We start from the raw sequence: 26,615 nt of genomic DNA, 5'->3' as shown, positions 1-26,615 counted from the left end.
CATGCAATCTCACTCGGAATTCCAGAGCCCACCGCCCGGCTGCCCCGCGCACGCCGGTGGTGAAAGGGCGCCCCTGCACGGACCGGAGTTCGCTGCCGCGCCGGACGCTTTCTACGACATGCTGCGGCAGTACGGTCCCAGCGCGCCCGTCGAGCTGGCTCCCGGTGTGGAGGCCGAACTCGTCACGGAGTACGCCACAGCGCTCCATGTCCTGCAGAACCCGGACACCTTCGCGCGGGATTCCCGCCGCTGGCGCGCGCTGAACGAGGGACGTGTTCCGATGGACAGTCCCGTGCTGCCGATGATGATGTACCGGCCGAATTGCATGTTCTCCGACGGTGCGCAGCACCTGAGGCTGCGTCAGGCAGTGACGGAGAGCTTCGGGCGTCTGGACATGCACCGGGTGAGCAGGCATGTCGACCGCGTCGCGACGTACCTCACCGACCAGTTCAGCATCCGGGGCAAAGCCGATCTGATCAGCGACTATGCGCAGCTGCTGCCGCTGCTGGTCTTCAACGATCTCTTCGGCTGCCCGGCGGAAATCGGTGACCGGCTGATCAGCGCCATCTCCAATCTCTTCGACGGTGTCGATGTGGAGCGGGCCAACGAGGTCATGGCGGGCGCCCTGTTCGAACTGGTCACCCTGAAGCGCGGCACACCGGGCGAGGACATCACCTCCTGGTTGATGCAGCACCCGTCGCGGCTGACCGACGAGGAGATGGTCCACCAGCTCGCCCTGCTCATCGGGGCCGGCACTGAACCGGTGCAGAACCTCATTGCCAACGCCCTGCGGCTGTTGCTGTCCGACGAGCAGTTCGGCGGCGGCCCGCAGGGGGGCGGCGACCTCCTGGTCGAGGACGCCATCAACGAGGTGCTGTGGAACAGCCCGCCGATCGCCAACTACGCCACCCACTACCCGGTACAGGATGTGGAACTCTCCGGGAACAAGCTGGCGGCCGGGACGCCGGTGCTCATCAGTTTCGCGGCGGCCAACGCGGATCCCAGCATGTCCGCAAGCCGGCAGACGTTCAGCAAGCGGGCGCATCTCGCCTGGGGAGCCGGGCCGCATGCCTGCCCGGCGAAGGACCCCGCGCTGCTGATCTCCATACGGGCGATAGAGAAGCTGCTGAACACGCTGCCCGACATCGAGCTGGGCGTGCCTGCGGACACGCTGACCTGGCGGCCTGGCCCGTTCCACCGGGCGCTCAACGCGCTGCCCGCCCGTTTCACCCCGGTACGCAGCGAGCGGCGGGGCCCTCAGTCCGCCGTGACGGGCGGTCCGGGCGGGGGAGACACCCGGGCCCGGGAACAGCAGAGCAAGCCTCAGAAGGGCAGCTGGTGGAGCGGGTTCCTCAACTGGTGGCGGGTGTGATGTTCACGACAGCTTGAATGTTCGGCTGTCGCATGAATGTTCAGCCGTAGGGGTATGCAGGGCTGGCGACTATCGAGTGATCTTCCGAAAGAAGGTATCGCCTTGCAACCCGCTCTGGCCGCTGCCCCCGTCGACCGGCGCAGTGTGGTTTCGCTTTTTTCCCGTCTGCGCACGGCCGATGGCCAGTCGAATTCATTGCCGTTGTACGCGAAACTCAGGGCGATGGGGGATGTGGTGCAGGCGCCCTGGGGAGGCTACTTGGCGACCTCTTACGGGTTGTGCCACGAGCTTTTGCGAAGTAGATCCTGGCGGGTCCCGGACAGTGACTGGAGGGCCCGCCAGGATGATGCGGCCCGCTGGCACGCATCCGCGTCACGCCAGATGGGCGGCACCCTGCCCATGCTCAACCCACCGCACCACACCCGTGTGCGGCGCGCGGTGGGCAACGTTTTCGACCGTAAATCGCTGGCCGAGATGAAGACTTCGGTCGAGCGGACGACCAGTCGGCTGCTCGACCGCTTCGAAGAGGAACTCGCGGACGGTCCGGCCGATTTCTGCGCACTGGTCAGTGAAGAACTTCCGGTGATCACCATCGGCGAATGGCTGCAGATTCCGCCCGCCGATTACGCGCTCCTGCGTTCGCTCACCCACGACCAGGTGTACACCCAGGAATTGTTTCCGACGCCGAGCCAACTCGCGCTTTCGGACGAATCGTCGCGCCAATTGCGCCAATATTTCACTGCTCTGGTGCAAGAGCGCAGGCGAAAGCCGGGGAATGACCCGGTCTCGGCCTGGCTCCGCGTCTGGGACGCACAGGAACCCGACCGTGAAGCCGCCGACGAGGCCGTCTACTCCCTCGCGCTGTTCATGGTCCTGGCGGCGCTGGAGACGACCTCACATGTCCTGTCCAGCGCGGTCCGGCTGCTCCTGGAGCACCCCCGCCAGCTGAACTGGCTGCGGGTGCACCCCGAGCAGATACCGGACGCGATCGACGAGGTGCTCCGCTACGACGCCCCGATCCACATGATCAGCCGGGTGGCCCCCGAGGACACCGACATCGCCGGGGTGACGGTCCGCAAGCACGAGATGGTGCAGCTCATGGTCGGCGCCGCCCATCACGACCCGAACCACTTCGCCGCCCCCGAAGTCTTCGACATCCGCCGCCGGGCACCCCATCTCAGCTTCGGCGGGGGAATTCACTTCTGTCTGGGCAACGCGCTGGCCCGCATGGAGGCGGACTGCCTGCTCACCGCGCTGCTCGAGCGGCTGCCGGGGCTGCGGATCAGCGCTCCTCCCCTCTGGGAGCCACGCGTGGCCTTCCGCCGCCTGATCACACTTCCGGTCGTCCGTGTCTGACATCCCGGGCACCGGTCCCCGCACAGCGGAACAACGAAACAAGGAACGGCCATGATCCACGACTTCAAGTCCCTTCTCGTGACACGCGAAGGGCCCGTCCTCACAGTGCAGTTGAACGCCCCCGAGACGGGCAATGCCATCTGTGGGGAGATGCTCGACGAGCTTCTCGCCGTACTGGGAGCCCTGGACGACGAGTCCGGTATCAGGGTCCTGGTCTTCTCCGGTGCGGGTGAGGACTTCTGTCTGGGCGGTGACCGTACGGAGTTCCCCGCGCTGCTCGCCGAGGACCCCAGCGGGACGGGGCTGCGCGCCCTCGGCAACAAGGCGCGACGGGTGTGTGACGCCCTTGCGAGCACTGACGCGGTGACCATCGCGCGGCTGCACGGCGGGGTGGTCGGTGCCGGAGTCGGGCTCGCGGTCTTCTGCGATCTGCGCGTCGGCGCGGACACCTGCCGCTTCCGGCTGCCGGAGCTGGGGCTGGGGGTGCCGCCCGCCTGGGGCGGGATCATGCCGAGGCTGCTGCACGAGACGGGTGCGGCGCGGATCCGTGAGCTGATACTGACCGCCGACAACTTCGACGCCACCACCGCGCAGGAGATGTCCATCCTCCACAAGGTCGTCCCGGAGGAGCAGCTCGACAGCGCCGTCACACGGTGGATCAAGCCCTTGGTCCGCCGTTCCCCCTCGGCCCTGCGGACCGCGAAGCTGATGCTGAACGCGTACGCCAACGTCAACCGCCTCGCGGATGCCAGTCTGTTCGACGCCGAACTGCTGTCCTCCGCGCTGACCGCGGCAGCCTCCACCCGACGCTGAGCCGCCGTCCGCGGCGCGGGCCCGTCCCCACGGCCCGCGCCGCGGACGACCGGGCCCGCTCAGCCGTGTGGCCGGCTCACTCCTCGGTGGCCGCGACCGCTTCCCGGTGCTGTGCCACCAGCTCCAGATACATCACGGAATTGAGCTTGATGGTCTCGCGCTCCTCGTCGGTCAGCTGCCGTTTGACCTTCGCCGGCACCCCGGCGACCAGCGAGCCGGGCGGGACCTGCATGCCCTGGGGGACCAGCGCCTGCGCGGCGACCAGCGAGCCCGCGCCGATGCGCGCCCCGTTCAGCACCGTGGCACCCATACCGATCAGGACATCGTCCTCGACGGTGCAGCCGTGCAGCACCGCGTTGTGCCCGACCGAGACCCGCTCGCCGACGGTCACCGGGAAGCCGGGATCCACATGCACCGTGCAGTTGTCCTGGATGTTGCTGTCGGCGCCGAGCACGATCGGGCCGCAGTCGGCCCGCAGCACCGTGTGGTACCAGACGCTGGCCCCCGGACCCATCGTGACCTCGCCGAGCACGACGGACGTCGGGGCGGTGAACGCCTTCTGATCGACCTTCGGCTCCTTACCGCCCACCGGTGAAATCAACGCCCGCTCCGCCATCCTGGATCTCCTCACCGTTCTGCTGCCGCGCCAACAGCACCGTAGACGACGGGCGCGGCGCCGGGCGGGGCCGGCCGTCGGTGGGGCGAAGATCACAGCCCGGTGCGCGAGCCGCCGCCGGGCAGGCTGAGTACGGTGTCCGAGTGCCGATAAACCAGAACGTGTTCTCGTCTGTCGCGGCCTGGCGGCGCCGGGCCGTGTCACGCGTCGTCCACCGTGGCGCGCGCTGGGTGCGCGAGGCCGCGGCCGTGACGGCCGAGCGGCCGGGCCCGTACCGCTTCCGCCGGATCGGCACCGGCACCCGGCTCGCCTTCCCGCAGGGCACGGTCTTCGGCGATCCGTGGATCGAGCTCGGGGAGCACTGCATCATCGCCCAGGACGTGACGATGACGGCGGGCATGATGCCGGACCTCGATCTCGGCCCAGAGCCGATCCTCACGCTGGGAAACGGTGTGGTGCTCGGCCGCGGAAGCCATGTGATCGCGGATGTCCGGCTGACGATCGGCGATGACTGCTTCTTCGGTCCCGGCGTCTATGTCACCACCACCAACCACAGCTATGACGACCCCGAGGTGCCGGTCGGCAAGCAGTGGCCGCGCAGCGACCCGGTCGCCATCGGCCCCGGCGGCTGGATCGGGACCGGTGCGGTGATCCTGCCCGGGGCGCGGCTGGGCCGGAACGTGGTGGTCGCGGCCGGTGCCGTGGTCCGCGGTGAGGTCCCCGACCACGCGGTGGTCGCCGGCGCGCCCGCCAGGATCGTCCGCCGCTGGGACCCCCGGCAGGGCTGGCAGCCGCCGCTGCGCACACCGGCGCCGGTGCCGATCCCCGAGGGCGTCACGCCGGAGCAGCTGATCGCGCTGGAGGCGTGGCAGGCGGAGGAGGCCGGGGAGGCGTACGAGACGTCCTGAGCCGGTGTCAGGTGCGTCGTCCCGCTGCCGGCCCCGCCGCGGTCAGCCGCCGGAGGCGAGCAGGGCCGAGCCGACCAGTGCGAGGGAGGCGCCGGCCGTCTGGATCGCCCGCAGCCGCTCCTTGAGAATGCCGAGTGCGGCGAGCGAGGTGACGACGGGGTAGAGGGAGGCGAGCACCGCCGCCATGGTGACCGGCCCGCTCTGGGCGGCGAGGGCGTAGGTGCCGTTCGCGGCGACATCGGCGATACCGACGAAGCCGAGTGCGGGCAGCGCGTCCCGGAGGGCCGGGAGCCCGCCCTCGGACAGGGCCGGAGTGCCGCGCCGCACCGATGCGTACAGCGCGGCGCCGCCGACGGCGACATTGCACAGCCGCTGGACGAACAGGGCGAGAAAGAGCCCGGTCACGGTCGTCGACGCCTCCGAGATCAGCGCCATCACCGCGCCGAAGCCCAGCGCCGAGATCAGTGTCAGCACGATCGTCCGGCGGGCCACGGAGGCGCCGCTGATCCGCGGGCCGCCGGCCAGCACGACGCCGATCACGGCCACCAGCATGCCGGTGACCTGCAGCAGCCCCGGCCGTTCGCCCGCCACGATCCCGACGCCGAGCGGTACGAGCACGGTGCCGAACGAGGCGAGCGGGGAGACCACGCCCATCGGGCCGAGCGCCAGGGCGCGGTAGAAGCAGAGCATGGCGGTGGGTCCCACGACGCCCGCTCCGACCGCGAACCACAGCTGCGGTCCGGCCTCCCGCCAGCCGCCGGTGGCCAGCACGATGGCGCCCAGCACCACGGCGGCCAGGGTCTGCGAGACGACCACCACGGTCAGCGCCTGCAGTCGTCGGGTGAGCAGTCCGCCGCCGAAGTCGGCGAGCCCCCACAGAAGGCTGGTGGCCAGGGCGAAGACCGCTGTCATGGTGAAACCTCGCAGTACAGTGAACCGGACGCTGAAGTACACCACACCGTAGTGCAGCAGAGTGCACTGGGGAATCGAATATATTGGCTTCGACTTGGACGGACCGTGACGGACCTCGACCAGCTCACGCAGTCGCTCGCCCGCAACCTCAAGCACTGGCGCGCCGAGCGCGGCTTCACCCTCGATGCGCTGGCGGCCCGCGCCGGCGTCAGTCGCGGCATGATCATCCAGATCGAGCAGGCCCGTACGAACCCGAGCGTGGGGACCACTGTCAAGATCGCCGACGCGCTCGGCGTCAGCATCACCACGCTCCTCGACTACGAGCAGGGCCCGCAGGTACGCATCGTGGCCGCGGAAGAGGCGGTCCGGCTCTGGTCCACCGACGCCGGCAGCTTCACCACGCTCCTCGTGGGCGCCGAAGCGCCCGGACCGTACGAGCTGTGGGACTGGCGGCTGATGCCCGGCGACGGCAGCAGCTCCGATCCGCACCCGCCCGGCACCGTCGAGCTGCTGCATGTCCGGGCCGGCACGCTGACGCTGGTCGTGGACGGCCAGGAGCACGAGGTGCCTGCCGGCGCCTCGGCGACCTTCGAGGCCAAGGTCGCGCACGGCTACCGCAACGACGGTGCGGAACCGGTCGAGATGACCATGTCGGTGATCATCCCGCCCGTCCGCTGAGACGGCCCGCCGCCGGGGCGGTCGCGACTGTTAGCTTGGCGGGTATGCCCGTGCCGATGGATGCTTTTGACGATGTCCGGCCCGCCGTCGAGTGCCTGGACCTGCTGCCCGAGCCCGTGGTCGCCGCGATCCGTGACTGGCGCGGATCGGTGCCCGTCGAGGAACTGCGCCATGTCGACACGGATCCGGCGATCGCGGACACCGCACTGCTCGTCGAGCGCTACGGCCCCTGGCTCCTGGAGCAGTCGGCGAACTGTGTGGTGGTGGCCGGCAAGCGCGGCGGCGAGACCACCCTGGCCGCCTGTGTCGTCCTCTCGCACACCCGCGTCGATGTCAACGGGGTGGTGCGTCGCCAACTGGGCGCTCGCAAGGCGTCGTTCGCGCCAATGGACAAGGCGGTCGGCGACAGCGGGATGGAGTACGGCGGGATCACCCCGATCGGCCTGCCCGCCGACTGGCCGATACTGGTGGACGCCGCCGTCGTCGACACCCCGTACGCCCTGATCGGCAGCGGCAGTCGCCGCGGCAAACTCATCGTCCCCGGCAAGGCCCTGGCCGAACTGCCCGGCGCAACGGTGCTGGATGGGCTGGGGATCGCTTAGCCGAAAGCGTCACCCGTGACGCTCGGGCCCTCATCGAACCATCCAGCGGGGGCTGTTGCGTTCGCGGACTACAGCTCTACCGGTCGGCCGCTCTCCCACAGCGCCGTCAGGTGACTGGCGAACCGGTCGTACAGCCCGTCGTCCTCGAGTCGGCGGAGGTGGAGCACGGGGGACTCGTCGCCGAGCAACGAGGCGATGTGCGGAGTCACGAGCATCTGGTCATCGAACTGAAAGACGGACAGTGCGATGTGCTGATCGCTGAATCGCGCTTCGACCCCACGGCACTCGCCCATCTTCTCCAGTGCATCCAGCGTGATCTTGATGCGCGTGCTGACCGTGAGGGGGACGCCCTCCACTTCTTCCCGCTTGCGCGTGACGTCCGGCTCCGGTTCGCCGACCAGGAAGCGGATCCGGGCACCGGCATCGGCCTTCAGCCGCGCGCCCAGGCAGGGGTGCTGCTGCCACAGGAAGTAGTTCGTATAGCCGGCGAACGCCAGATTCTGGGATGCACCGTCGATGAGCGACGCCCACAACGACGTGGGGGCGGCGCTGCGGAAAGGGTACGCCGCGATGATCTCGCGGTCGTGCCCCGTTTGACGTGAGAACGCACCGACTTGGGCCACAGAGTCATGGGGTCCACTCCTAGCGCGCGGCCGGCGTCCTCCTGACGGGACGTTTGGGCCACTCAGGACGATAGAACCGAAGAGGCCGCTCCGTCCCGGCTATGGGCGTACCAACGTCCCCTGTGGCGACGTGTATTGGAGACATGAGCGAGCCGAGAGGGATTCAGCCGCCCCCGGTGCAGCTGACGGAGCCGTACGGAGACCTGCCCACGCCGGATCCGAACTGCCCCGACTGCACAGCGTGGGTGAAGGTGCGGGACGAGGTGCGTGAACGCCAGTGTCAGCACTCGCCGTCGGACACCGGCCCCATCAAGCCCATGCCGACGCCCCGCCCGCCGTGCCTCGGCCGTGATGTTGAATTCCATGGGGTGACGGTAAGGAAGAAGGCCAGGTGATGCACCCGCGGCCTCAGCCCAGACGAGGAATTTCGATGGCCGGGCAGCGGTCCATCACCATGTCGAGACCGGAGTCGTGCACCCGGTTCCAGGCCGCCTCGTCGACGACGCCCAGCTGGAACCAGATGGCCTTCGCGCCGACCGAGACGGCCTCGTCGGCGACCGGGCCTGCCAAGTCGCTGTTGACGAAGACGTCGACCACATCGACAGGGAAGGGGATCGCGGAGAGCGAGGAGTACCCCTGCTCGCCATGGACGCTCTCGGCCTTCGGGTGCACCGGCACGATCCGCTTGCCGTAGCGCTGCAGCACCTCCGCGACGCCGTGCGCCGGGCGCTGCTCGTTGTTGGACAGGCCGACGACGGCCCAGGTGTCGCCGAGCTCGGTCAGGATCCTGCGGATCGTGCTGGGGTCGCCGTACACGCACTGCCTCCTGCGGATGGAAGGGTCCTGTGCCGATCAACGGACGGCGTGACCCGGAGATTCCCGTCGCGGGAGACGACATTGCCGCGGGGCGTGCGGCAGCCTGTCCGCGTCGTACGGCAGACGCCCCGCCCGAAGGGGAAGACGGGCGGGGCGGGTCTCTGCGCGGCGGCTCAGTTCGCGCCGCGGGCCATTCCGCTGCCGGCCATCCCGGCCCCGACCACGGTGCTGCCCTTCGCGGCGCGGGCCGGCTTGCCGATCGCCCGTCCGCTGCCGACGGGTTCGGCCCCACCGGCCCCGGTTCCCGGACGCGGCGCCACGGGCGCGGCCGGTTCCCGCGCCTCCGACCCGGACACCCCGGCCAGCGCCGCGCGCAGTTCCTCGGTGTCCACGAGCATGCTCACCGGACCGGTCGGGTTGAGGTACAGGGCATGCCCGGGCGGCAGCTGCTCGACGAGTTCGGCCACCGGACGACGGTCGTACAGCAGCCGGCCCACCGATTCGAGGTAGCTCTGCGAGGTGTAGACCGGGATCACCGGGGTGCCCTCGGGCGAGGCGGCCGCCAGCGGCGTACCGGTCGCGGTGACCAGGACGGATACCTCCGCGCGCGCCAGCGCCTCGGAGACGTCCTGCCCCGGCCCGTAGCCGGTCGCGGCGAGCTGCAGCGCGCAGTCCACCGCATCCGTCGGCTCGGACCAGTCCAGCATCTGGGGCGAGGGCCGGTACTCCGGGTTGTCCCGCCACTCCTCGATCTCACCCGTCGGGCCCGAGCGCCACTGGCCGATCAGCGCCCAGAGCGGTGGTGGTCCCTCTCCCTGCCAGGTCAGATCCACCATGGCCAGCCAGTGGTCGGGCGCCGTGCGTGCCGCCTCGATGACCTCCGGCGGGGGCTCGGGCATCTCCTCGCCCGTTACGGGAACGCCCGCCGTCATCGCCGACTGTGTGCTCTCTTCCATGCAGCCCTCCGCAAACCCGCCGTTCCTACGTGTACGAGCGGGGCCCCGGAAACACGAGGCTCTCGCACTGGCCTCACAGTGCCCACGGGCAGCGCGGACGTCTCCCCGACGCACCGTGCGGACGGGGTGGGTACGCCGCGTGGCCGTGCGCACTGCGCCCGTACGGCGGACCCCCGCGCCCTTACGGCGGACACCTCAGCGCGGCGCGGGCCACCGGCACCGGCGGTGTCCGCAGGTCACCGGGCCGCATAGGCTGGTCCGATGCAGGAGCAGTACCGCACGCTCGCGCGCGAGGGTGTCCACGAGATCGAGATCAACAAGTCCCGCTTCCTCTGTGCGCTCGCGCCCGTCGCGACCGAGGCCGAGGCCCAGGACTTCATCGCGCGCATCCGCAAGGAGCACCCCACCGCCCGCCACCACTGCTTCGCCTACGTCCTGGGTGCCGACGGCGGTATCCAGAAGGCGAGCGACGACGGTGAGCCGGGCGGCACCGCGGGCGTCCCGATGCTGCAGATGCTGGTGCGCCGCGAGGTCCGTTACGTCGTCGCCGTCGTCACCCGCTACTTCGGTGGCGTCAAGCTTGGTGCCGGCGGCCTCATCCGCGCGTACGGAGGTGTCGTCGGTGAGGCGCTGGACGCGCTGGGCACCGTCACCCGGCAGCGCTTCCGGCTGGTGACGGTCACCGTCGACCATCAGCGGGCAGGCCGGGTGGAGAACGACCTGCGCACCACGGGGCGGGCGGTGCGTGAGGTGACGTACGGGGTGGACGTACGCATCGAGATCGGGCTGCCGGAGGCCGATCTGGACGCCTTTCGCGCCTGGCTCGCGGACACCACCGCCGGCACGGCGCGGCTGGAGCTCGGCGGCGAGGCGTACGGGGAACTCTGACCGGCCGGCCCTGGCGTGGCCCCCGCCTACGCCCGCGAGGCGATGGGTGGACTGACGCGGACCGCCGGGGTGCCCACGGCGGCCTGTGGAGTGCCTGTCGGCCGCAACGGATTGTCCGGTCCGGACCGGTGTGCCGACACCCGGGTCATGTCAGCCTGTGACGCGGTGACAACGGGCCGCTGACCGGTGTGTGCACCGGCACGAGAGGGGCTGCCGCATGCCTGAACTCCTCGATGAGCGGGTGGGATTCGTCCGGCGCATCGGCTTGTTCCAGGCCACCGCCATCAATATGAGCCAGATGTGCGGCATCGGTCCCTTCGTGACCATCCCGCTGATGGTCGCGGCGTTCGGCGGGCCGCAGGCCGTGACCGGGTTCCTCGCGGGCGCGGTCCTGGCGCTCGCCGACGGGCTGATCTGGGCCGAGCTGGGCGCGTCGCTGCCCGGCGCCGGCGGCAGCTCTGTCTATCTGCGGCAGGCGTTCCAGTACCGCACCGGCAAGCTGATGCCGTTTTTGTTCGTCTGGACGGCCATGCTCTTCATCCCGCTCGGCATGTCGACGGGCGTGATCGGCTTTGTGCAGTACCTCGGCTATCTGTGGCCGGACATGACCCCGGGGCAGGGGGACCTCGTCGGCATCGCCATCACCGTGGGCATCGTCGTGCTGCTGTGGCGGCGGGTGGAGAACATCGCCAAGCTCACCGTCGTTCTCTGGACGGTGATGATCACCTCGGTCCTGCTGGTCATCGTCGCCGCTTTCACCCATTTCAGCCCGGAGCGCGCCTTCACCTACCCCGCGCACGCATTCGAGCTGACGACAAGTCACTTCTGGACCGGCTTCGCGGCCGGACTGACGATCGGCATCTACGACTACCTGGGGTACAACACCATCGCCTACGTGGGCGCCGAGATCAGACAGCCCGGCCGCACCATTCCGCGCGCCATCCTCTTCGCGATCCTCGGCATCATGACGATCTATCTGCTGCTGCAGATCGGCACCCTGGGCATCGTCAACTGGCAGGAGATGCTTGACCCGCACTCGACGGCCTCCTCGTCCGTCGCCTCCGCCGTGCTGGAGAAGGCCTGGGGCAAGGGCGCAGCCGGCACTGTCACGGTGCTCATCCTCATCACCGCCGTAGCCTCCGTCTTCACCGGACTCCTCGGCGGCTCCCGGGTCCCCTACGACGCCGCCCGTGAGCGGGTCTTCTTCCGCCCGTACGGCATGCTCCACCCCCGTCACCGGTTCCCCGTACTGGGCCTGCTCACCATGGGAGCCGTGATGGCCGCGGGCTTCCTCCTCGGGCGGCACACCGACCTGGCCACCATCATCCAGCTGCTGACCACCGTCATGGTGATCGTGCAGGCGCTGGCCCAGGTCGCGGCGGTGACCGTGCTGCGCCGCCGGCAGCCGGGACTGCACCGTCCGTACCGGATGTGGCTCTATCCGCTGCCGAGCATCGTCGCGCTCATCGGCTGGCTGGTGATCTACGGCTATGCGGACCGGAACGCTCCCGGCAGACATCCCATCGAATGGTCGCTGGCGTGGGTCGGGGCGGGCGTCGTGGCCTTTCTGGTGTGGGCCCGTTACGAGAAGGAGTGGCCGTTCGGGCCGAAGCGGATCACGGAGGAGTATCTGCACAGATCCGATCCGGCGGACATGGGGCGGGCCGGGGGAGAGGGGCGGGAGAAGGGGGCCGGGGGGACGGCGGTCGGGGCCACCGACCCTGGCTGACACCCGCATCTCGCAGGGGTGGCGCACCCTTGCGTACGGAAGCTGTTGAGGTCCGCGCCACCAGCTTCGGGGCCCACGCCCGCCTCTCCCCACTCCTGCCCCCCTCCAGCCGTTCGATGGCTTGCTGACCTGCCCGCCGTCGGCCCCCTCGGGCGCTACTCGCCGGCGATCGCCGCCAGCATGTCCGTACGGGCCGCCCGGCGGGCCGGCCATATCGCGGCCAGCACTGCCGCGAGGGTGATACCGGCCAGCGACAGACCGATGATTCCGGCGGGGAGGGAGAAGTCCCCCAACCGCTGCCCGAACATGGCGTGTTGCATGACGGCGCCCGCGGGGACACCGACGATCACCCCGAGCAGCGCACCGAAGAGCGAGATCACGATGCTCTCCACCCTGATGGTCCGGCGGACCAGGAGCCGGGTCGCGCCCACCGCGCGGATCACTCCGATCTCACGGGTGCGCTCCATGACCGAGAGCACCAACGTGTTGACGACACCGGACACAGCGATCAGGATCGCGACGCCGAACATCGTGTACATCAGGGTGAAGGCCAGTGACTGCTGGTCAACGCCCTGTTCGACCAAGGTCTCACGACTGCCGACGGAGACGTCCGGGCGGTCGCGGAAGGCCGCCCGTATGCTGTCGCGCGCCGTGTCCGGGTCGGGACCGGAGGCGTACAGCGTGGTGATCTGCTTCCGCAGCGACCCGGGTGCCTTGCTGACGTCCAGGAAGATGCTGGCCTGCAGTTCGGTGGCGTCGTAGATCCCCACCACGGGCTGGGTGACGGAGGTCCTGGCATCCAGATGCAGTGTGATCCTGTCGTTCATGCCCAGGTCCAACATGTCGGCCTGGTTCTGTGAGATGACCACGCCGCGTCGCAGGTCCGGGCTCCCGGCGGTGAGGTGAGGAGTGAGCACGCCCTTCAGGCCCGACGGCTCGATCGCGGAGATCCGGCGCTCGGTCCTGCCGCCCTTGTAGGTCAGGCCGACCAGCACATCGCGGCTTCCTGCCACCTGGGTGACCCCGGGCAGCTTCCTGACCCTGTCGGCCTCAGCGGGGGTGAGCGAGGACTCGCCCCCGGCCGCGGACTGCAGGACCGTGGTCGTGGGCGGCACATTCGCCCGGGTCGTCGAGGCGATCAGCGCGGAGAAGGAAGCGCTGAGCGTGGCGAACGCGCAGACCAGAGCCAGCCCGACGGTGAGGGCGGTCGCCGTACCGGAGGTCCGTCGTGGCTCGCTCGCGGCGTTGCGCAGACCGAGACGGACCGCCGGTCCCGACCGCGCCCCGAGAAGGCGCATCAGCGGCCGGAGCAGCGCCTCGGCGAAGAAGGGCGCGAGCACGATCATGCCGATGACGCCGAGGACCGCTCCCATGAGCCCGATGATGCGCCCGAGGTTGGAGGTACTGGGGTCCGCCGTCACGGCGACCATCACGACGCCGGTGACGATGCAGCCGAGACCGGTGAAGTGGCGTATCCGCTTGGTCTCGTGGGGGACGGTCTCGGCGGTGCGGAGTGCGGCGACCGGCGGGACGGCAGCGGCCCGCCGCGCGGGGCGGTACGCGGCCACTACGGTCACCAGCAGGGCGACCCCGTACCCGAGCAGGACGGCGAACGGGCTGACGGTGAGGTCGACGTCGTCCTCCGGACGCATCACCGCAATCATCGAGGGGCCCAGGGCCACACCGGCGAGCGTGCCGAGGGTGCCGCCGGCCAGTCCGAGCACACCGGCCTCGACGATGATCCCGGCCCGGACCTGGCCTTTGCGTGCACCGACGGCCCTCAGCAGCGCGAACTGCCGGGTCCGCCGGCTCACCAGCAGGGTGAAGGTGTTGGCGATGACGAACATGCCGACCAGGAGCGCGACCGCCGCGAAGGGCAGCATCGTCATCCGGAGGTCCAGTGCCTCGGAGTCCGACTGCTGAACGGCAGCGTGGGCCAGCGCACTGCCCGTCTCGACGTGGTGCTCGTCGGATACGGCCTGCCGCGCGGCGGCCTTGAGGGCGCCGGGGCTCGCACCGGAGGCGGGTATCAGCTCGATGCGGTGAAAGCGCGGGCCGAGCAACTTCGTGGCGGTGGCCGTGTCGTAGGCCACCACCGGCACCGCGTCGGACGCCTCGTTGGTGTCCGTCGTGGCCCTGGGGCCCAGACGGTGGTAGGTGAACAGCGCCGTCACCTTGGCCGTGTCGGAACGTCCGTCGGACAGCAGCACCTGTGCGGTATCGCCCACCGCGATGCCGGCGGAGTCGGCATCGGCCTTGTGGAGCGCGACCTGGCCCGGACCGGTGGGTGCCGTGCCCGCCTCCACGGTGAAGCGTTTGTCGTTGCTCCAGTTGGTGCCGGCCCGGTCCAGGACCGTGGTCGTCCTGACGAACTTGTGGCCAGGGCCGATCAGCCCGGCGCGGCCGACGATCACACCCTCGGCGCGCCCGACCCCGGGCGTCCGGGCCAGCCGGTCCCGGTCCGCGGACGTGAGCTGCGATTCCTTCCCGGGGCTCTGCACCGAGACACCCACGTCGTGACGGGTTTCCTGGCCCGCGAGGGTGGTGGCGATGGAGTCGCTCACCACCCAGCTTCCGACCGTCGCGGTCACACCGAGCGCGATGGCGATGAGCGTCATCACCACCCGGCCCCTATGTGCGAGCAGGTCGCGCAGCATTGCCTTCAGCATCAGGCGGCTGCCTTCTCGAAGGACTTCATGCGTTCCAACACGCTGTCGGCGTCCGGTGCCCGCAGCTCGCCCACGAGATGGCCGTCCTTGAGGAAGAGCACCCGGTCCGCGTAGGCGGCGGCACTCGGCTCATGGGTCACCATCACCACCGTCCGGCCGAGAGCGTCGACGCCGCGGCGCAGAAATCCGAGCAGCTCAGCGGAGGCGGAGGAGTCCAGTGCGCCGGTCGGCTCGTCGGCGAACACCACCTCCGGCCGGGTGACCAGCGCCCGGGCGCAGGCCACGCGCTGCTGCTGGCCGCCGGACAACTGGCTGGGACGGTGGTGCAGCCGGTTCTGCAGATTCAGTGCTGCGATGACCTTCTGCACCGTCTCCTGGTCATGCTTGCGGCCGGCCAGATCGAAGGGGAGCGTGATGTTTTCGAGGGCAGTGAGCGTAGGGAGAAGGTTGAAAGCCTGGAAGACGAAACCCACACGATCACGGCGCAGATGGGTGAGCGCGGTGTCGCGCAGACCGGTCAACTCGGTGTTTCCGATCCATACCGTGCCCTCGTCCGCCTGGTCGAGCCCCGCGACGCAGTGCATCAGCGTCGATTTGCCGGAGCCGGACGGCCCCATGATCGCGGTGAACTCACCGCGCCGGAACTCCACATCGACGCCCGCGAGCGCGACCACTCGGGAGTCGCCCGATCCGTAGCGTTTGACGAGCCCGGTGGCCCGGACGGCAGCTGTTGTCTGTGTCATGGAGGGAAGTGTGTGAGCGCGGTCCACCCCCGGACGTCGCCCAAAAGGCAAGAAATATCCCTGACTTAAGGTGAGTCCTCTCTCAACTTTCGTCGGGGCCACGGCAGACGAACGGCAGAAGCCGGGCCGACCGTGACCGACTAGGCTCGATTCGTGACACAACGTAGGGAAAGAGCGCTTCATCAGCGCCTGCGACGCTCCATGGACCGCTGGGGACTCGCCTTGCTGTCCGCCGCGGTCGGGGCGAGTGTCTTCCTGCCGCACGATGCCCGCCCCGTCCCCTATGTGCTCGCCGAGTTGGGCATGATGCCGCTGGCCGGCCACGTGCTGTCGGCGGTGATCGCGGTGGCCTCCGCGACCGCCGTCCTGATGCTCCCGCGCCGGCGGTTCCCGGTGATCACCGTCGGAGTGGTGGCCTGGGTGCTGCTGTCGGCCTGGGCACCGCTGGGCGTCGGGTCGTACGTCGCGGCCCGCACGGTGCGCAGACAGCGGAATCTGGTCGGGTACCTCGTCGGTGCCGGCGCCGTCGCCCTGCTGCCGACGGCCACGGGCGTGGCCATCGGGGTGCCGGGCCCGACCCGGGAAGACCTGCTTCCGTCGCTCGGCGGTGCCGTGCTGTTCGTCTGGCTCCCCGCGGTCCTGGGCCTGTGGAGCCGGGCCCGCCGCGAGGTGATCGACGGGATCGAGGAGCGCGCCGCGCAACGTGAGAGGGAGCAAACCGCCCGCGCCGAGCAGGCGCGCGCACAGGAACGGGCCCGTATCGCCCGGGACATGCACGACGTCGTCGCGCACCGGGTGTCGCTCATGGTGCTGCACGCGGGGGCGCTGGAGGTCAACGCCAAGGACGAGGAGACCGCCGCCGCGGCGGAGCTCATCCGCACCACGGGAAGAGAAGCGCTCACGCAGCTCAGAGAAGTCATCGGGGTGCTCAAGAGCGCGAGGGACGGCGACGGGCCCAGCCTCGGACCGCAGCCGACCCTGGTGGATCTCGACCGCTTGCTCGACCAGTCGCGTGCCGCGGGAGTCTCCGTGGAGCGGCACGACGAGGGCACCCCGCAACGGCTGCCGACCCTGCTGGAACATGCCGCGTACCGCGTCGTCCAGGAGGCCCTCACCAATGTCCACAAGCATGCCGGTACGGCCCACGCCGACGTCGTCGTGCGCTACCTCGCGGCGGATCTGGAAGTCGTCGTGTCCAACACGGCCCCCAGTGCTCCCGCGGAGTCACTGCCGGGCAGTGGCACGGGACTCGTCGGCCTGCGTGAACGGGTCGAACTGCTCGACGGGGAATTCGAGGCCCAGCCGCGCCACGGCGGCGGATTCACCGTATCGGCCCGTTTTCCCCTCTCCCTGCCCGCCCTGGAGGAACGCGCGTGATCCGAGTCCTGTTGGTCGACGACGAGGAGTTGGTCCGGGCCGGCCTGCGCATGATCCTGGAACCGGCCGAGGGCATCGAGGTGGTGGCTGAGGCGGGCGACGGCAGCGCGGCGATCACCGCGACCGCCCAACACCGCCCCGACGTCGTGCTGATGGACGTCAGGATGGCGGGCATGGACGGCCTGACCGCCCTCAAGGAGCTGCGGCGTGCGGCTGACGCCCCCAAGGTGATCATGCTGACGACCTTCGACCTCGATGACTATGTGCACACCGCCCTGCGCAACGGCGCGGCCGGATTCCTCCTCAAGGACACCTCCCCGGGGGACCTGGCCGGTGCCGTCCGTACGGTCGCCGAGGGCAGCGCCATGCTGACGCCGAAGGTCACCAAACGGCTGATCGACACCTTCGCGGGACTGGCGTCGGAGGGCGCCACCGAGGCGCGTCAGCGGCTCTCGGTGCTGACCGACCGGGAGGGCGAGGTGGTCCGGGCCGTGGCCAGGGAGCTGTCCAACGCCGAGATCGCACGCGAACTGGCCATGGGCGAAGGCACGGTGAAAGCCCACGTCAGTCGCGCGCTCGCCAAACTGGGTCTGTCCAACCGGGTACAGATGGCGCTGCTGGTCCGTGACGCGGGCATGGTGTAGCCGTCGTGCCGGGGCCGCGGAAGCACCGGAGGAGTCGGGGCGCGCCCTCTCCGCGACACGGACCGGAGCCGTCGTCCACGGACATCCGCCCCGGCCACGGATGCAAGAATGAGGCCCGCAAGGGACGGGGTGCGGACAGCGCCCACCGTGGTGGGGGCCGGTCGCCGGACCGCGTCGGACCGGTGCTGGTGCGTGGCTTCTCGGAGGGGAAATATGCAGGTCGGAGCGGCTGGGTGAGATTTCTGCACACCTCCGACTGGCATCTGGGGCGGTCCTTTCACCGGGTGAATCTGCTCTCCGCCCAGCGCGCGTTCCTCGATCATCTCGTCGAGACGGTGCGTGCCCTGGAGATCGACGCGGTGCTGGTCGCGGGCGATGTCTATGACCGTGCCGTGCCGCCGCTCGCCGCCGTCGAGCTGTTCGACGAGGCCCTGCACCGGCTCGCCGGCCTCGGTGTCCCGACGGTGATGATCTCCGGCAACCACGACTCGGCCCGCCGTCTGGGCGTCGGCTCCGGCCTGATGGAGCGGGCCGGCATCCACCTCCGGACCGACCCCGCCGACTGCGGCACCCCCGTGCTGCTCGACGACGCCCATGGCCCGGTGGCGCTCTACGGGCTGCCGTATCTCGAACCCGCCATGGTCCGCGACGCCCTCGGGGCCCGGCGCGCCGACCATACGGAGGTGCTCGGCGCGGCCATGGACCGGGTACGGGCCGACCTCGCCGGACGGCCCGCGGGGACGCGCTCCGTGGTGCTGGCGCATGCCTTTGTCACCGGCGGCGCGGTCAGCGACAGCGAGCGCGACATCACCGTCGGCGGGGTCGCCTCGGTGCCCGTGGCCGTGTTCGACGGGGTGGACTATGCCGCCCTCGGGCATCTGCACGGCTGCCAGACCCTCACCGAGCGGGTCCGCTACTCCGGATCTCCGCTCGCCTACTCCTTCTCCGAGGCCGATCACCGCAAGTCGTCCTGGATCGTCGATCTCGACGGGGACGGCGCCGTGCACGCGGAGCGGGTGGACTGCCCGGTGCCACGGCCGCTGGCCCGTATCCGCGGACGGCTGGAACAGCTGCTGGAAGATCCCGAACAGGCCCGGCACGAGGACTCCTGGGTCGAGGCGACCCTCACCGACACCGCCCGCCCGCACGAGCCCATGGCCCGGCTGGTCAAGCGCTTCCCGCACCTCGTCAGCCTGGTCTTCGACCCCGACGAGGGGCCCACCCGCTCGCTGGCGTCGTACGCGCAGCGGCTGCGCGGGCGCAGCGACCAGGAGATCGCCGAGGACTTCGTGGAACACGTACGGTCCGGTCGTGTGGCCGATGAGCAGGAGCGGGCCGAACTGCGCTCGGCGATCGACGAGGTCCGCGTCGACGACATGGCGGCCGAGGTGGCGCGTTGAGACTGCACCGGCTCTCCCTCACTGCCTTCGGGCCGTTCGGCGGCACCCAGACCATCGACTTCGACCGGCTGACGCGGGACGGTCTCTTTCTGCTGCACGGCCCGACGGGCGCGGGCAAGACCTCGGTGCTGGACGCGGTGTGCTTTGCGCTGTACGGGTCGGTCCCCGGGGCGCGGCAGAGCGGCCAGGCACTGCGCAGCGATCTGGCGGACCCGCTGACCCTCACCGAGGTGGTCCTCGAACTGACCGTGGGTGAACGGCGATTGGAGATCACCCGGCTGCCCGAGCAGCCGCGCCCCAAGAAGCGGGGCAGCGGTACCACGAAGGAGAAGGCGCAGAGCAGGCTGCGGGAGTTCGTACCGGCCGGGGCCGGGGGACCGGCGGACGGCGACCGGCCGGAGGGCGGCGACGGGCCGGAGGGCGGCGACGGGCCGGACAGCGACGGTCGCTGGAAGGCGCTGAGCCGCTCGCACCAGGAGATCGGTGAGGAGATCGGCCAGCTGCTCGGTATGAGCAAGGAGCAGTTCTGCCAGGTGGTGCTGCTGCCGCAGGGCGACTTCGCCCGCTTTCTGCGGGCCGATGCCGAGGCACGCTCCCGGCTGCTGGGACGGCTCTTCGACACCCGGCGGTTCGCCGCGCTCGAAGAGCAGTTGAACGCGCGCCGCAAGGCCGCCGCGGACACCGTCACCACGGGCGACGAACGGCTGCTGGCGCTGGCGCACCGGATGGCGCAGGCGGCCGGTGAGAGCGCCGATCTCAGCGATCCGTCGGTCCCGGCGCCGGACCGGGCCGGGACCACTCCGCAGGGCGCACCGGTCCGCGGACGTGCCGCCGCGGCCGGCGGGCGCGGCCGGGCGACGGCGACGGCCACGAAGCGGGCGACCGTGCCGGGCCAGGCCGGGTCCGTGGAGCCCGGCGGACCGGCCGCATCGGCCCGTGGCGGCGCCGCGGAAGACCAGGCCGCACCGGGCCCCGGCGAGCCGGGATTCGCGGACGCGGTGCTGGTCAGGGCGGCGGTCGCCCGGGTGAGCGCACGGGAGCGGCTGGCGGTCGCCCGCTCCGCGCTGCACGCCGCCGAGGCCGCCGAGCAAACGGCGGCCGGGCGAGCGGAAGCGGCCCGTGAGCGTGCCCGGCTCCAGCAGCGGCACGCGGACGCCCGGCGCCGGGCCACCCTGCTGGAGGCCCACGCCGAGGAGCGCGAGCGCACCCGCGACAGGCTGGAGCGGGCCCGGGCGGCCGCGGAGGTCGCGCCCGCGCTCGCCCTGCGCGACGCCGCCTGGCGTGAGCTGGACGCCGCGCAGCGCGCCGAGCGGCAGCACAGAAGCCCGCTGCCGCCGGACCTCGTCGACACGGAGAGCGACCAACTCGCCTTGCTGGAAAGGGAGTTGCGGGAAGACCTGGGATCGCTCGGTGCGGCCCGGCGGGCCGAGCTGCGGGCCGCCGACATCGGCCGGGAGCGCGCCGCCCTCGACCGCGAGGCGCGCGCCGACGAGCAGACGCTGCTGGACGCCGCCGAGTGGCTCGCCGCATGGGACGACGCCCAGCGCGCCCACCAGCAGCGCATCGAGACGGCACAGGAGGCCGCCACCCGGGCCGAACAGCTCGGCGCCCGGATCGAACCGGCCGCCGAACGCTGGGAAGCGGCCCGTCGCCGCGACCGGCTCAGCGGTGAGGTGCAGTCGGCGGAAACGGAGTTGCTCGCCGCCAGGGAGCGCTCCGCGGCGGCCCACGAGCACTGGCTCGACCTCAAGGACCGGCGGTTGCGCGGGATCGCCGCCGAGCTCGCGGACGGACTCCGTGACGGCCGGGCCTGCGCGGTGTGCGGCGCGACCGAGCACCCGCATCCTGCCCGGGCCGGTGCGGGCCATGTCGACCGGGCGACCGAGGAGGCCGCACTGGCGGCACACCGGCAGGCCGAGGAGGCCCGCGGGCAGGCGGAGGCCCACTGCCAGTCGGCCAAGGAGGCGCTGGCCGCCGCGGCCGCCACGGCGGGGGACACTCCGGCCGGTGAACTCGCCGCGCAGGTGGAGGAGTTGCGTGCCGAGTACGCTCGCGCCCATGCGCGGGGGGCCGACCTCCATGCCGCCCGTGAGGCGCTCGGACGCGCCGAGCGCGAATACGAGCGGCGCCGCGCCGAGCAGCAGCAGGCCGAGCGCCGGGCCGCTGCCCGTACCTCCCACCGGGAGGCGCTGGACCGCGAACGGGCCGCCCTGGAGGAGGAGCTGACCCGGGCGCGCGCCGACTGCGCCAGCGTCGCCGACCGGGCCGCGCGGCTGGAGCGGCAGGTGGCCCTGCTCGCCGCGGCGGCGGAGGCGTCCCGTACGGCCAACTCCTGTGCCCAGCGGCTCAAGGAGGCCGACGCCGGACTGTCCGACGCCGCCTACCGCGCCGGATTCAGCAGCCCGCAGGCCGCCGCGGAGGCGCTGCTGCGGGACGACGATTGGCGGGCCCTGCAGCGGCGGCTCGATGAGTGGCAGGCCGAATCCGCCGCAGTGGAAGCCGAGTTGGCCGATCCCGAAACCGCGGCCGCGGCGGCGCTGCCGACCGCCGACCCGGTCGCCGCACAGGCCGCACACCAGGCCGCGGCAGCGCGGCTGCGCACCGCCTCGGCCACCCATTCCGCGGCCCAGGAACGCTGCGCCGAGCTCGACCGGCTCTCCGCCCGAGCCGAGGCCGACGCCCGTGCGCTGGCACCGCTGCGCGCCGCCCACGACCGCATCGCCCGCCTCGCCGCACTCGCCTCCGGCACCTCCAGCGAGAACGAGCGGCGGATGCGCCTGGAGTCGTATGTGCTCGCCGCCCGGCTCGAACAGGTCGCGGCCGCCGCCAGTGCCCGGCTGCACCGGATGTCCGCCGGCCGCTACACCCTCGTCCACTCCGACGAACGGGCCGGCGGCGCCCGGCGTTCCGGCCTGGGACTGCATGTCATCGACGCCTGGACCGGCCATGAGCGGGACACCTACAGCCTCTCCGGCGGCGAGACCTTCTTCGCCTCGCTCGCGCTGGCGCTCGGCCTCGCCGATGTCGTCACCGACGAGGCGGGCGGCACACGACTGGACACCCTCTTCATCGACGAGGGGTTCGGCAGCCTGGACGAACAGACCCTGGACGAGGTGCTGGACGTCCTGGACTCGCTGCGCGAACGGGACCGCAGCGTCGGCATCGTCAGCCATGTCGCCGACCTCAAGGCGCGGATCCCCGCCCAGCTGGAGGTCGTCAAGGACCGGTCGGGCTCGACGGTCCGGCACCGCGTACGGAGCTGAGTCCGCCGGACGGGGCCGCCGCGGGCCGCCGGTCACGGGCCGCCCGTCACCGGCTGACCGGGCGGCGGGTTAGCGGCGTCGCCGCGTACTTCGCCGCCCGGCTCGCCTTCCCCGCCGATGTCGGGCTTCGCGGCGGATGAGCCGGGAGAGCGTGCAGGGGCGCGGCCGAAGTCGGTGGTCAACCAGCGTTCGATGGACACATCGGGGAACTCGTGGGGCTGGTAGGCACCAGCCACCGGGGAGATGTCGGTGATCCGGTCGAGACGGAAGGTGCGCCAGTCGTCCCGGTCGACATCGAACGCCACGAGGTACCAGTGGCCGGCGCGCAGGAAGTGGCGGTACGGCTCGACCAGGCGGGTTGACGGCCGGCCGTGCTGGTCGGTGTAGCGGAACCGGAGCCTGCCGCCCTCGGCCACCGCGTCGGCGATCACGCCGACCGTTGCTGCCGTGACCACGGCGCCGGGCTGCTGCAGCACCTCCGTCGCGAGGTCGGTCGCGGCGGCGCGGCGGCGCAGCGGGCGGGGCAGTACCTGGTCGAGCTTGAGCAAGGCGCTCGACGCGACCGCATCCTCGGGGAGCCAGGCGCGGATCAGATGCAGCCCGGCCACCAGTGCGGTGATCTCGTCGGCGGTGAACAGCAGGGGCGGGACCTTGACCCCGGGCCTCAGCCGATAGGTGCTGCCCGGTCCCGGGCGGGCCTCGACCGTGTAACCGAGCCGACGGAGCCGCTGGGCGTCGCGTCGTACGGTGCGGACGCTGGTGCCGAGCCGTTCGGCCAGGTCGGCGGCCGTCCACTCGCCCCCCGACTGCAGCAGCGTCAGCAGGGTCAAGGTCCTGATCGTCGGGTCGAGATCCATGCCTTCAGCCTTCCAGGAGAGGAGGACAGGTTCAGGCCGCCTTGGCTCCTAACCTGCAGTCGAGGCACCGATGAGAGGAAGAAACCGTGCAGATCGCTGTCACCACCCCGACCGGCAATGTCGGCCGCCACGTCGTCGCCACACTGGTCCGCGCCGGGGTCCGGCCGCGCGTCTTGGTGCGCGACCCCGCCCGGCTGGCTCCCGACGTCCGAGATGAGGTGGATGCCGTGCCGGTCGACCAATACGATGCCGACGCCGTGGTGGCGGCCACCGAAGATGTTGACGCACTGTTCTGGGTGGACCCGGTCACCGGCAGTGCGGATCCCCTCGCCGATCACGCCCGTGCCACCGGCAGCGTGGTCCGCGCCGTCACCGAGAACCGGATCGGCCGCGTCGTTTTCCAGAGCAGCGTCGGCGCCGAGAAACGTCAGGGTGCCGGTGAGATCGACGGCCTGGCACACACCGAGACCGCTCTGGACGACCTGGGCGTCGACGTCACCCACCTCCGCTGCGGCTACTTCTTCACCAATCTCGAACTTCAACTCGATGCCCTGCGCGCCGGCACCCTCCAGGTGATCCTTCCCCTCGACCACCCCATGGCCTGGGTGGCGCCGCGGGACATCGCCGAGGTCGCCGCCACCCGGCTGCTGTCTCCCACCTGGTCCGGACGCTGTGTGCAAGCAGTTCATGGGCCCGCCGACCTCACCTGGCGACAGGTCGGCACCATCCTGACCGCTGCCACCGGGCGGCGGATCAGCGTGGAACAGATCACCGATGACGCCATGCGCACCCAGCTTCACCAGGTGGGCATGCCCGACAGCCTGGTGGAGGCCATGCTCGGAATGTCGACCGGCCTGCGCGAGAACTTCGTGCCCGAACAGCGCCGCACCGTCCGGACCACCACTCCGACCACCCTCGCCGCCTGGGCCTACGACCGTCTCCGGCACCGGATCGACGAAGCGTCGTAAGCCTTCGGTCCCATGAAAAGCACGTGACGCCGTGGTCCGGCGGCCGCGATGCTGGGGTGTCATGACCTACGACAACAGCCGCTCCGCCGAAAGTCCCCGGCCCACCACGGGGGCCGGCGTACCGGGCCGCGACCCGCTGCCGCTTCTCGGCCGTACCGCCCTGGTCACCGGAGCCAGCCGACGCCGTGGCATCGGTTACGCCGTCGCCCGGCGGCTGGCCGCATACGGGGCAGGCGTCTATCTGCACCATCATGTGCCGCACGACGCCGGGCAGCCGTGGGGAGCGGACCCGGGCGGTCCGGACGCGGTCGCGGAGGGGGTACGGGAAGTCGCCGTTCCCGCCGCGGTGGTGGCCCACGGCCCGGCCGATCTGGCCCGTCCCGACGCCCCCGCCCGCCTTCTCGACACCGCCGCCGAGGCGCTCGGCGGCCGACTGGACATCCTCGTCGCCAACCATGCTCTCAGCGGCAGCGACGGCAGCCTGGACGCCATCGACGCGGCGATGCTCGACGCCCACTGGGCGGTCGACGCCCGCTCGGTGCTCCTCCTCGCCCAGGCCTACGCCCGCCGGCGTCCCGCGGGGCTGCCGGGCGGGCGGATCGTGATGATGACCTCCGGCCAGGACCTCGGCGGCGGGATGCCGGAGGAGATCGCCTATGGTCTGGCCAAGGGGGCGCTGGCCTCGGCGACGCGCAGCCTCGCCACCACGTTCGCCGATCTCGGGGTCACCGTGAACACCGTCAACCCGGGCCCCGTGGACACCGGTTACGCGGTCGGCGAGCTCCGCGAGCGGGTGGCCGGGTGCTTCCCCGGCGGGAAGTGGGGCGCGCCCGACGACCCGGCCCGCCTGATCGCATGGCTGGCGACCGACGAGGCGGGCTGGATCACCGGTCAGGTCATCAACTCCGAGGGAGGCTTCCGGCGTTGACTCCCGCCACAGCCGAGGGCTCACCGGTCTCACCCGTCCCGTAAGTCTCCCCGGCCCCATCCCTCCCACTGGTCTCATAGGCGCGCAGACCCTCGCGCTCTCCGACGAACCGGAAGCCGGTCCGCTCCAGAACCCGCTGTGACGGCACGTTCTCCGGCTCGGTCAGGGCGCACACCGTCCGTACCTCGGGCTGAGCCGCGGCCCAGCCGGTCAGCAGCCGCGCCGCGTCGGTCGCCCAGCCGGCGCCGCGGGCGGAGGGGGAGAGGTCGTAGCCGATCTCCACGCAGCCGTCGGCGTCCGGCGGGCCGTGGAAGCCGATGCTGCCCAGCGCCGTACCGGTCGTGGTGTCGGTCAGCACGAAGACGCCCCAGCCGGGCCGGTAGTGGCCGGCCGCCGCGGCCCGTACGGCGATACCGGCGCCGCCGGACGTGGTCTCGGGCGGTGTGCCGTCGATCCAGTCGAACCCCGCGGGGTCGCCATCCGCGACCCGCGCTGCGGTGGCCGGCAGCAGGGCGCGCAGTGCCACCCGGCCGGCCGTGAGCGTCAGCGGGTAGCCGGCGCCCGCGGTGACCAGTGCCTCGAACAGCGGACGGTGGTCGGTTCCGGCGGGCAGGCCGCTGACCTGGCCGTCGCCGACCTCCACCACCCGCCAGACGCCGTCGGTGCGCAGCGCCAGATCCGTGGTGACGAAGCGCAGCCCCAACTCCCGTACGGCAGGCGCCACATGGTCCAGGACGGGGGTGGGTCGCAGCTCCGGTGTGTCGGGATGCGGGCCGATCAGCACCGGCTCACCGTCCACCCACCAGACCCGCGCCTCGCCCACCGCCGCGAAGTCCTCGAAGGCCCGCAACACCACACCGCCGGTCAGGAACTCCTCCTGGAGGGCGAGGAAGCGGGCGACGACCGAAGACAGCCGCTCGGTGTCCTGCGCGTCCGGCACGTAGGCCGCCTCGTCCCACTCGTGCTTACGGGACTTGACCCAGTCCTTGACGACCAGCGGCCGGCGCCGGCCCGGCTCGCCGAGCCCCGCGGCGAGCCGGGCCAGTGCCGCCCGCTCCGGGGGCCGGCCGGGTGCGCAGGGCAGCCAGACGCTGGGCGGGGTGAGCGTACGGAAGGTGTCGTACCAGCCGGGGAGTTCATGGGCCGTGCGATACGCCTCGGGGGTGGTCAGCAGACGGCAGCCGCGCGCGGTGAGCGCCGCGGCCAGCGCGGCACAGCGGTCGGCGGGCAGCATCCAGCCGCGGTACCAGACCGGCCCGGCATCGCGCGGGACCCGTGCCACCGCCTCTTCCGCGTCCCCGGCGAGCAGCGCCTCGTGGTCCAGCACCGCGGTCACCGCGCCGGCCGACTGCGCGGTGGCGGCCTCGGCCGCGAAGTGTGGATCGGCCCGCAGCCTTCGGCCGGGAGGCGCCCCCAGCCGGGGGCGCAGCGGGTCACCGGGGAACAGGAGGAGCGGCCGTTCCGCCGCGAGAGCCACTGTCATGTCAGCGGACCCTA

General features: G+C 71.3%; 23 protein-coding genes. 14 read left to right on the top strand and 9 right to left on the bottom strand.

From position 1 onward, the window contains the following. Position 1 precedes the first annotated feature (1 nt). The 3 genes from SLV14N_RS03795 to SLV14N_RS03785 all read left to right on the top strand — a co-directional run bounded on the left by SLV14N_RS03795 (position 2) and on the right by SLV14N_RS03785 (position 3,541). The gene (locus SLV14N_RS03795) at positions 2-1,372 is read left to right on the top strand and encodes a cytochrome P450 (protein ID WP_208679730.1); all 1,371 of its coding nucleotides are present in this window, start codon (positions 2-4) and stop codon (positions 1,370-1,372) included. A 102-nt stretch (positions 1,373-1,474) separates the two neighbouring features. Next, the gene (locus tag SLV14N_RS03790) at positions 1,475-2,728 is read left to right on the top strand and encodes a cytochrome P450 (RefSeq protein ID WP_259670100.1); all 1,254 of its coding nucleotides are present in this window, start codon (positions 1,475-1,477) and stop codon (positions 2,726-2,728) included. A gap of 51 nt (positions 2,729-2,779) precedes the next feature. Further along, a complete protein-coding gene (locus tag SLV14N_RS03785) occupies positions 2,780-3,541 on the top strand; it encodes an enoyl-CoA hydratase/isomerase family protein (RefSeq protein ID WP_263268037.1) in 762 nt (253 codons plus the stop codon). A gap of 76 nt (positions 3,542-3,617) precedes the next feature. On the opposite strand, the gene SLV14N_RS03780 is transcribed toward SLV14N_RS03785, so the two are convergent. Next, complete coding sequence (locus tag SLV14N_RS03780) at positions 3,618-4,157, bottom strand: gamma carbonic anhydrase family protein (RefSeq protein ID WP_208679727.1); 540 nt, start codon at positions 4,155-4,157, stop codon at positions 3,618-3,620. Between the two features lie 143 nt (positions 4,158-4,300). On the opposite strand from SLV14N_RS03780, the gene SLV14N_RS03775 reads away from it, so the two are divergent. Further along, on the top strand, positions 4,301-5,065 hold the full coding sequence (locus SLV14N_RS03775) for a DapH/DapD/GlmU-related protein (protein WP_263268034.1): 765 nt from the start codon (positions 4,301-4,303) through the stop codon (positions 5,063-5,065). Positions 5,066-5,107: 42 nt separating this feature from the next. On the opposite strand, the gene SLV14N_RS03770 is transcribed toward SLV14N_RS03775, so the two are convergent. Then, positions 5,108-5,977, bottom strand: coding sequence for a DMT family transporter (locus SLV14N_RS03770; RefSeq protein ID WP_208679726.1), 870 nt, complete (start codon positions 5,975-5,977; stop codon positions 5,108-5,110). Between the two features lie 105 nt (positions 5,978-6,082). Here SLV14N_RS03770 and SLV14N_RS03765 point away from each other — a divergent pair, with 105 nt between their 5' ends. Further along, the gene (locus SLV14N_RS03765; protein WP_208679725.1) at positions 6,083-6,655 is read left to right on the top strand and encodes an XRE family transcriptional regulator; all 573 of its coding nucleotides are present in this window, start codon (positions 6,083-6,085) and stop codon (positions 6,653-6,655) included. A 44-nt stretch (positions 6,656-6,699) separates the two neighbouring features. After that, on the top strand, positions 6,700-7,257 hold the full coding sequence (locus tag SLV14N_RS03760; RefSeq protein ID WP_263268031.1) for a YbaK/EbsC family protein: 558 nt from the start codon (positions 6,700-6,702) through the stop codon (positions 7,255-7,257). A gap of 68 nt (positions 7,258-7,325) precedes the next feature. Here the strand turns inward: SLV14N_RS03760 and SLV14N_RS03755 are convergent, their stop codons facing one another. From SLV14N_RS03755 to SLV14N_RS03745, 3 genes are all read right to left on the bottom strand, one after another. Next, positions 7,326-7,880: a hypothetical protein gene (locus SLV14N_RS03755; protein ID WP_263268029.1), complete on the bottom strand. Its 555-nt coding sequence runs from the start codon at positions 7,878-7,880 to the stop codon at positions 7,326-7,328. Between the two features lie 408 nt (positions 7,881-8,288). Next, positions 8,289-8,696: a CoA-binding protein gene (locus SLV14N_RS03750; protein ID WP_208679724.1), complete on the bottom strand. Its 408-nt coding sequence runs from the start codon at positions 8,694-8,696 to the stop codon at positions 8,289-8,291. A 173-nt stretch (positions 8,697-8,869) separates the two neighbouring features. After that, a complete protein-coding gene (locus tag SLV14N_RS03745) occupies positions 8,870-9,652 on the bottom strand; it encodes a type VII secretion system-associated protein (protein WP_208679723.1) in 783 nt (260 codons plus the stop codon). Positions 9,653-9,913: 261 nt separating this feature from the next. On the opposite strand from SLV14N_RS03745, the gene SLV14N_RS03740 reads away from it, so the two are divergent. Together SLV14N_RS03740 and SLV14N_RS03735 are read left to right on the top strand one after the other, a co-directional pair. Further along, positions 9,914-10,540 carry a YigZ family protein gene (locus SLV14N_RS03740; protein ID WP_208679722.1) on the top strand — a complete coding sequence of 209 codons (627 nt, stop codon included), beginning with the start codon at positions 9,914-9,916 and terminating at the stop codon, positions 10,538-10,540. Positions 10,541-10,757: 217 nt separating this feature from the next. Next, positions 10,758-12,269, top strand: coding sequence for an APC family permease (locus SLV14N_RS03735; RefSeq protein ID WP_263268023.1), 1,512 nt, complete (start codon positions 10,758-10,760; stop codon positions 12,267-12,269). 155 nt (positions 12,270-12,424) lie between these two features. Here the strand turns inward: SLV14N_RS03735 and SLV14N_RS03730 are convergent, their stop codons facing one another. Beyond that, a complete protein-coding gene (locus SLV14N_RS03730) occupies positions 12,425-14,938 on the bottom strand; it encodes an ABC transporter permease (RefSeq protein WP_263268021.1) in 2,514 nt (837 codons plus the stop codon). Beyond that, positions 14,938-15,681 carry an ABC transporter ATP-binding protein gene (locus tag SLV14N_RS03725; protein WP_263268019.1) on the bottom strand — a complete coding sequence of 248 codons (744 nt, stop codon included), beginning with the start codon at positions 15,679-15,681 and terminating at the stop codon, positions 14,938-14,940. The genes SLV14N_RS03730 and SLV14N_RS03725 overlap by 1 nt, the downstream gene beginning before the upstream one ends. A 153-nt stretch (positions 15,682-15,834) precedes the next feature. On the opposite strand from SLV14N_RS03725, the gene SLV14N_RS03720 reads away from it, so the two are divergent. The 4 genes from SLV14N_RS03720 to SLV14N_RS03705 all read left to right on the top strand — a co-directional run bounded on the left by SLV14N_RS03720 (position 15,835) and on the right by SLV14N_RS03705 (position 22,365). Next, complete coding sequence (locus SLV14N_RS03720; protein WP_263268017.1) at positions 15,835-17,058, top strand: sensor histidine kinase; 1,224 nt, start codon at positions 15,835-15,837, stop codon at positions 17,056-17,058. Further along, a complete protein-coding gene (locus tag SLV14N_RS03715; protein WP_263268016.1) occupies positions 17,055-17,702 on the top strand; it encodes a response regulator transcription factor in 648 nt (215 codons plus the stop codon). The genes SLV14N_RS03720 and SLV14N_RS03715 overlap by 4 nt, the downstream gene beginning before the upstream one ends. Positions 17,703-17,935: 233 nt before the next feature. After that, the gene (locus tag SLV14N_RS03710; RefSeq protein ID WP_263268015.1) at positions 17,936-19,102 is read left to right on the top strand and encodes an exonuclease SbcCD subunit D; all 1,167 of its coding nucleotides are present in this window, start codon (positions 17,936-17,938) and stop codon (positions 19,100-19,102) included. After that, positions 19,099-22,365: an SMC family ATPase gene (locus SLV14N_RS03705; RefSeq protein ID WP_263268013.1), complete on the top strand. Its 3,267-nt coding sequence runs from the start codon at positions 19,099-19,101 to the stop codon at positions 22,363-22,365. The genes SLV14N_RS03710 and SLV14N_RS03705 overlap by 4 nt, the downstream gene beginning before the upstream one ends. Before the next feature lie 32 nt (positions 22,366-22,397). Here SLV14N_RS03705 and SLV14N_RS03700 read toward each other — a convergent pair whose 3' ends face one another. Next, positions 22,398-23,222 (bottom strand): YafY family protein, encoded by an 825-nt coding sequence (locus SLV14N_RS03700; protein ID WP_263268011.1) that lies wholly within the window; start codon positions 23,220-23,222, stop codon positions 22,398-22,400. A gap of 86 nt (positions 23,223-23,308) precedes the next feature. On the opposite strand from SLV14N_RS03700, the gene SLV14N_RS03695 reads away from it, so the two are divergent. After that, positions 23,309-24,190 (top strand): NAD(P)H-binding protein, encoded by an 882-nt coding sequence (locus SLV14N_RS03695; RefSeq protein ID WP_263268009.1) that lies wholly within the window; start codon positions 23,309-23,311, stop codon positions 24,188-24,190. 61 nt (positions 24,191-24,251) lie between these two features. After that, a complete protein-coding gene (locus SLV14N_RS03690; protein ID WP_263268007.1) occupies positions 24,252-25,118 on the top strand; it encodes an SDR family oxidoreductase in 867 nt (288 codons plus the stop codon). On the opposite strand, the gene SLV14N_RS38755 is transcribed toward SLV14N_RS03690, so the two are convergent. Continuing rightward, the gene (locus tag SLV14N_RS38755) at positions 25,090-26,601 is read right to left on the bottom strand and encodes a GNAT family N-acetyltransferase (protein WP_317633692.1); all 1,512 of its coding nucleotides are present in this window, start codon (positions 26,599-26,601) and stop codon (positions 25,090-25,092) included. The genes SLV14N_RS03690 and SLV14N_RS38755 overlap by 29 nt on opposite strands. Positions 26,602-26,615 lie beyond the last annotated feature (14 nt).

Source organism: Streptomyces sp. Je 1-4 4N24, from assembly GCF_026239515.1.
In the GTDB taxonomy this organism is placed as follows: Bacteria; Actinomycetota; Actinomycetes; order Streptomycetales; family Streptomycetaceae; genus Streptomyces; species Streptomyces nigrescens.
The sequence above is the reverse complement of the archived record's forward strand: the minus strand, read 5'-3'. Positions and strand labels throughout refer to the sequence as shown.

What these genes read in the sequence shown, in the direction of transcription:
- SLV14N_RS03795 (WP_208679730.1), top strand. Translation starts at nt 2, where the DNA reads ATGCAATCTCACTCGGAATTCCAGAGCCCACCGCCCGGCTGCCCCGCG.
- SLV14N_RS03785 (WP_263268037.1), top strand. Translation starts at nt 2,780, where the DNA reads ATGATCCACGACTTCAAGTCCCTTCTCGTGACACGCGAAGGGCCCGTC.
- SLV14N_RS03780 (WP_208679727.1), bottom strand. Translation starts at nt 4,157, where the DNA reads ATGGCGGAGCGGGCGTTGATTTCACCGGTGGGCGGTAAGGAGCCGAAG.
- SLV14N_RS03770 (WP_208679726.1), bottom strand. Translation starts at nt 5,977, where the DNA reads ATGACAGCGGTCTTCGCCCTGGCCACCAGCCTTCTGTGGGGGCTCGCC.
- SLV14N_RS03760 (WP_263268031.1), top strand. Translation starts at nt 6,700, where the DNA reads ATGCCCGTGCCGATGGATGCTTTTGACGATGTCCGGCCCGCCGTCGAG.
- SLV14N_RS03745 (WP_208679723.1), bottom strand. Translation starts at nt 9,652, where the DNA reads ATGGAAGAGAGCACACAGTCGGCGATGACGGCGGGCGTTCCCGTAACG.
- SLV14N_RS03740 (WP_208679722.1), top strand. Translation starts at nt 9,914, where the DNA reads ATGCAGGAGCAGTACCGCACGCTCGCGCGCGAGGGTGTCCACGAGATC.
- SLV14N_RS03735 (WP_263268023.1), top strand. Translation starts at nt 10,758, where the DNA reads ATGCCTGAACTCCTCGATGAGCGGGTGGGATTCGTCCGGCGCATCGGC.
- SLV14N_RS03730 (WP_263268021.1), bottom strand. Translation starts at nt 14,938, where the DNA reads ATGCTGAAGGCAATGCTGCGCGACCTGCTCGCACATAGGGGCCGGGTG.
- SLV14N_RS03725 (WP_263268019.1), bottom strand. Translation starts at nt 15,681, where the DNA reads ATGACACAGACAACAGCTGCCGTCCGGGCCACCGGGCTCGTCAAACGC.
- SLV14N_RS03700 (WP_263268011.1), bottom strand. Translation starts at nt 23,222, where the DNA reads ATGGATCTCGACCCGACGATCAGGACCTTGACCCTGCTGACGCTGCTG.
- SLV14N_RS03690 (WP_263268007.1), top strand. Translation starts at nt 24,252, where the DNA reads ATGACCTACGACAACAGCCGCTCCGCCGAAAGTCCCCGGCCCACCACG.
- SLV14N_RS38755 (WP_317633692.1), bottom strand. Translation starts at nt 26,601, where the DNA reads ATGACAGTGGCTCTCGCGGCGGAACGGCCGCTCCTCCTGTTCCCCGGT.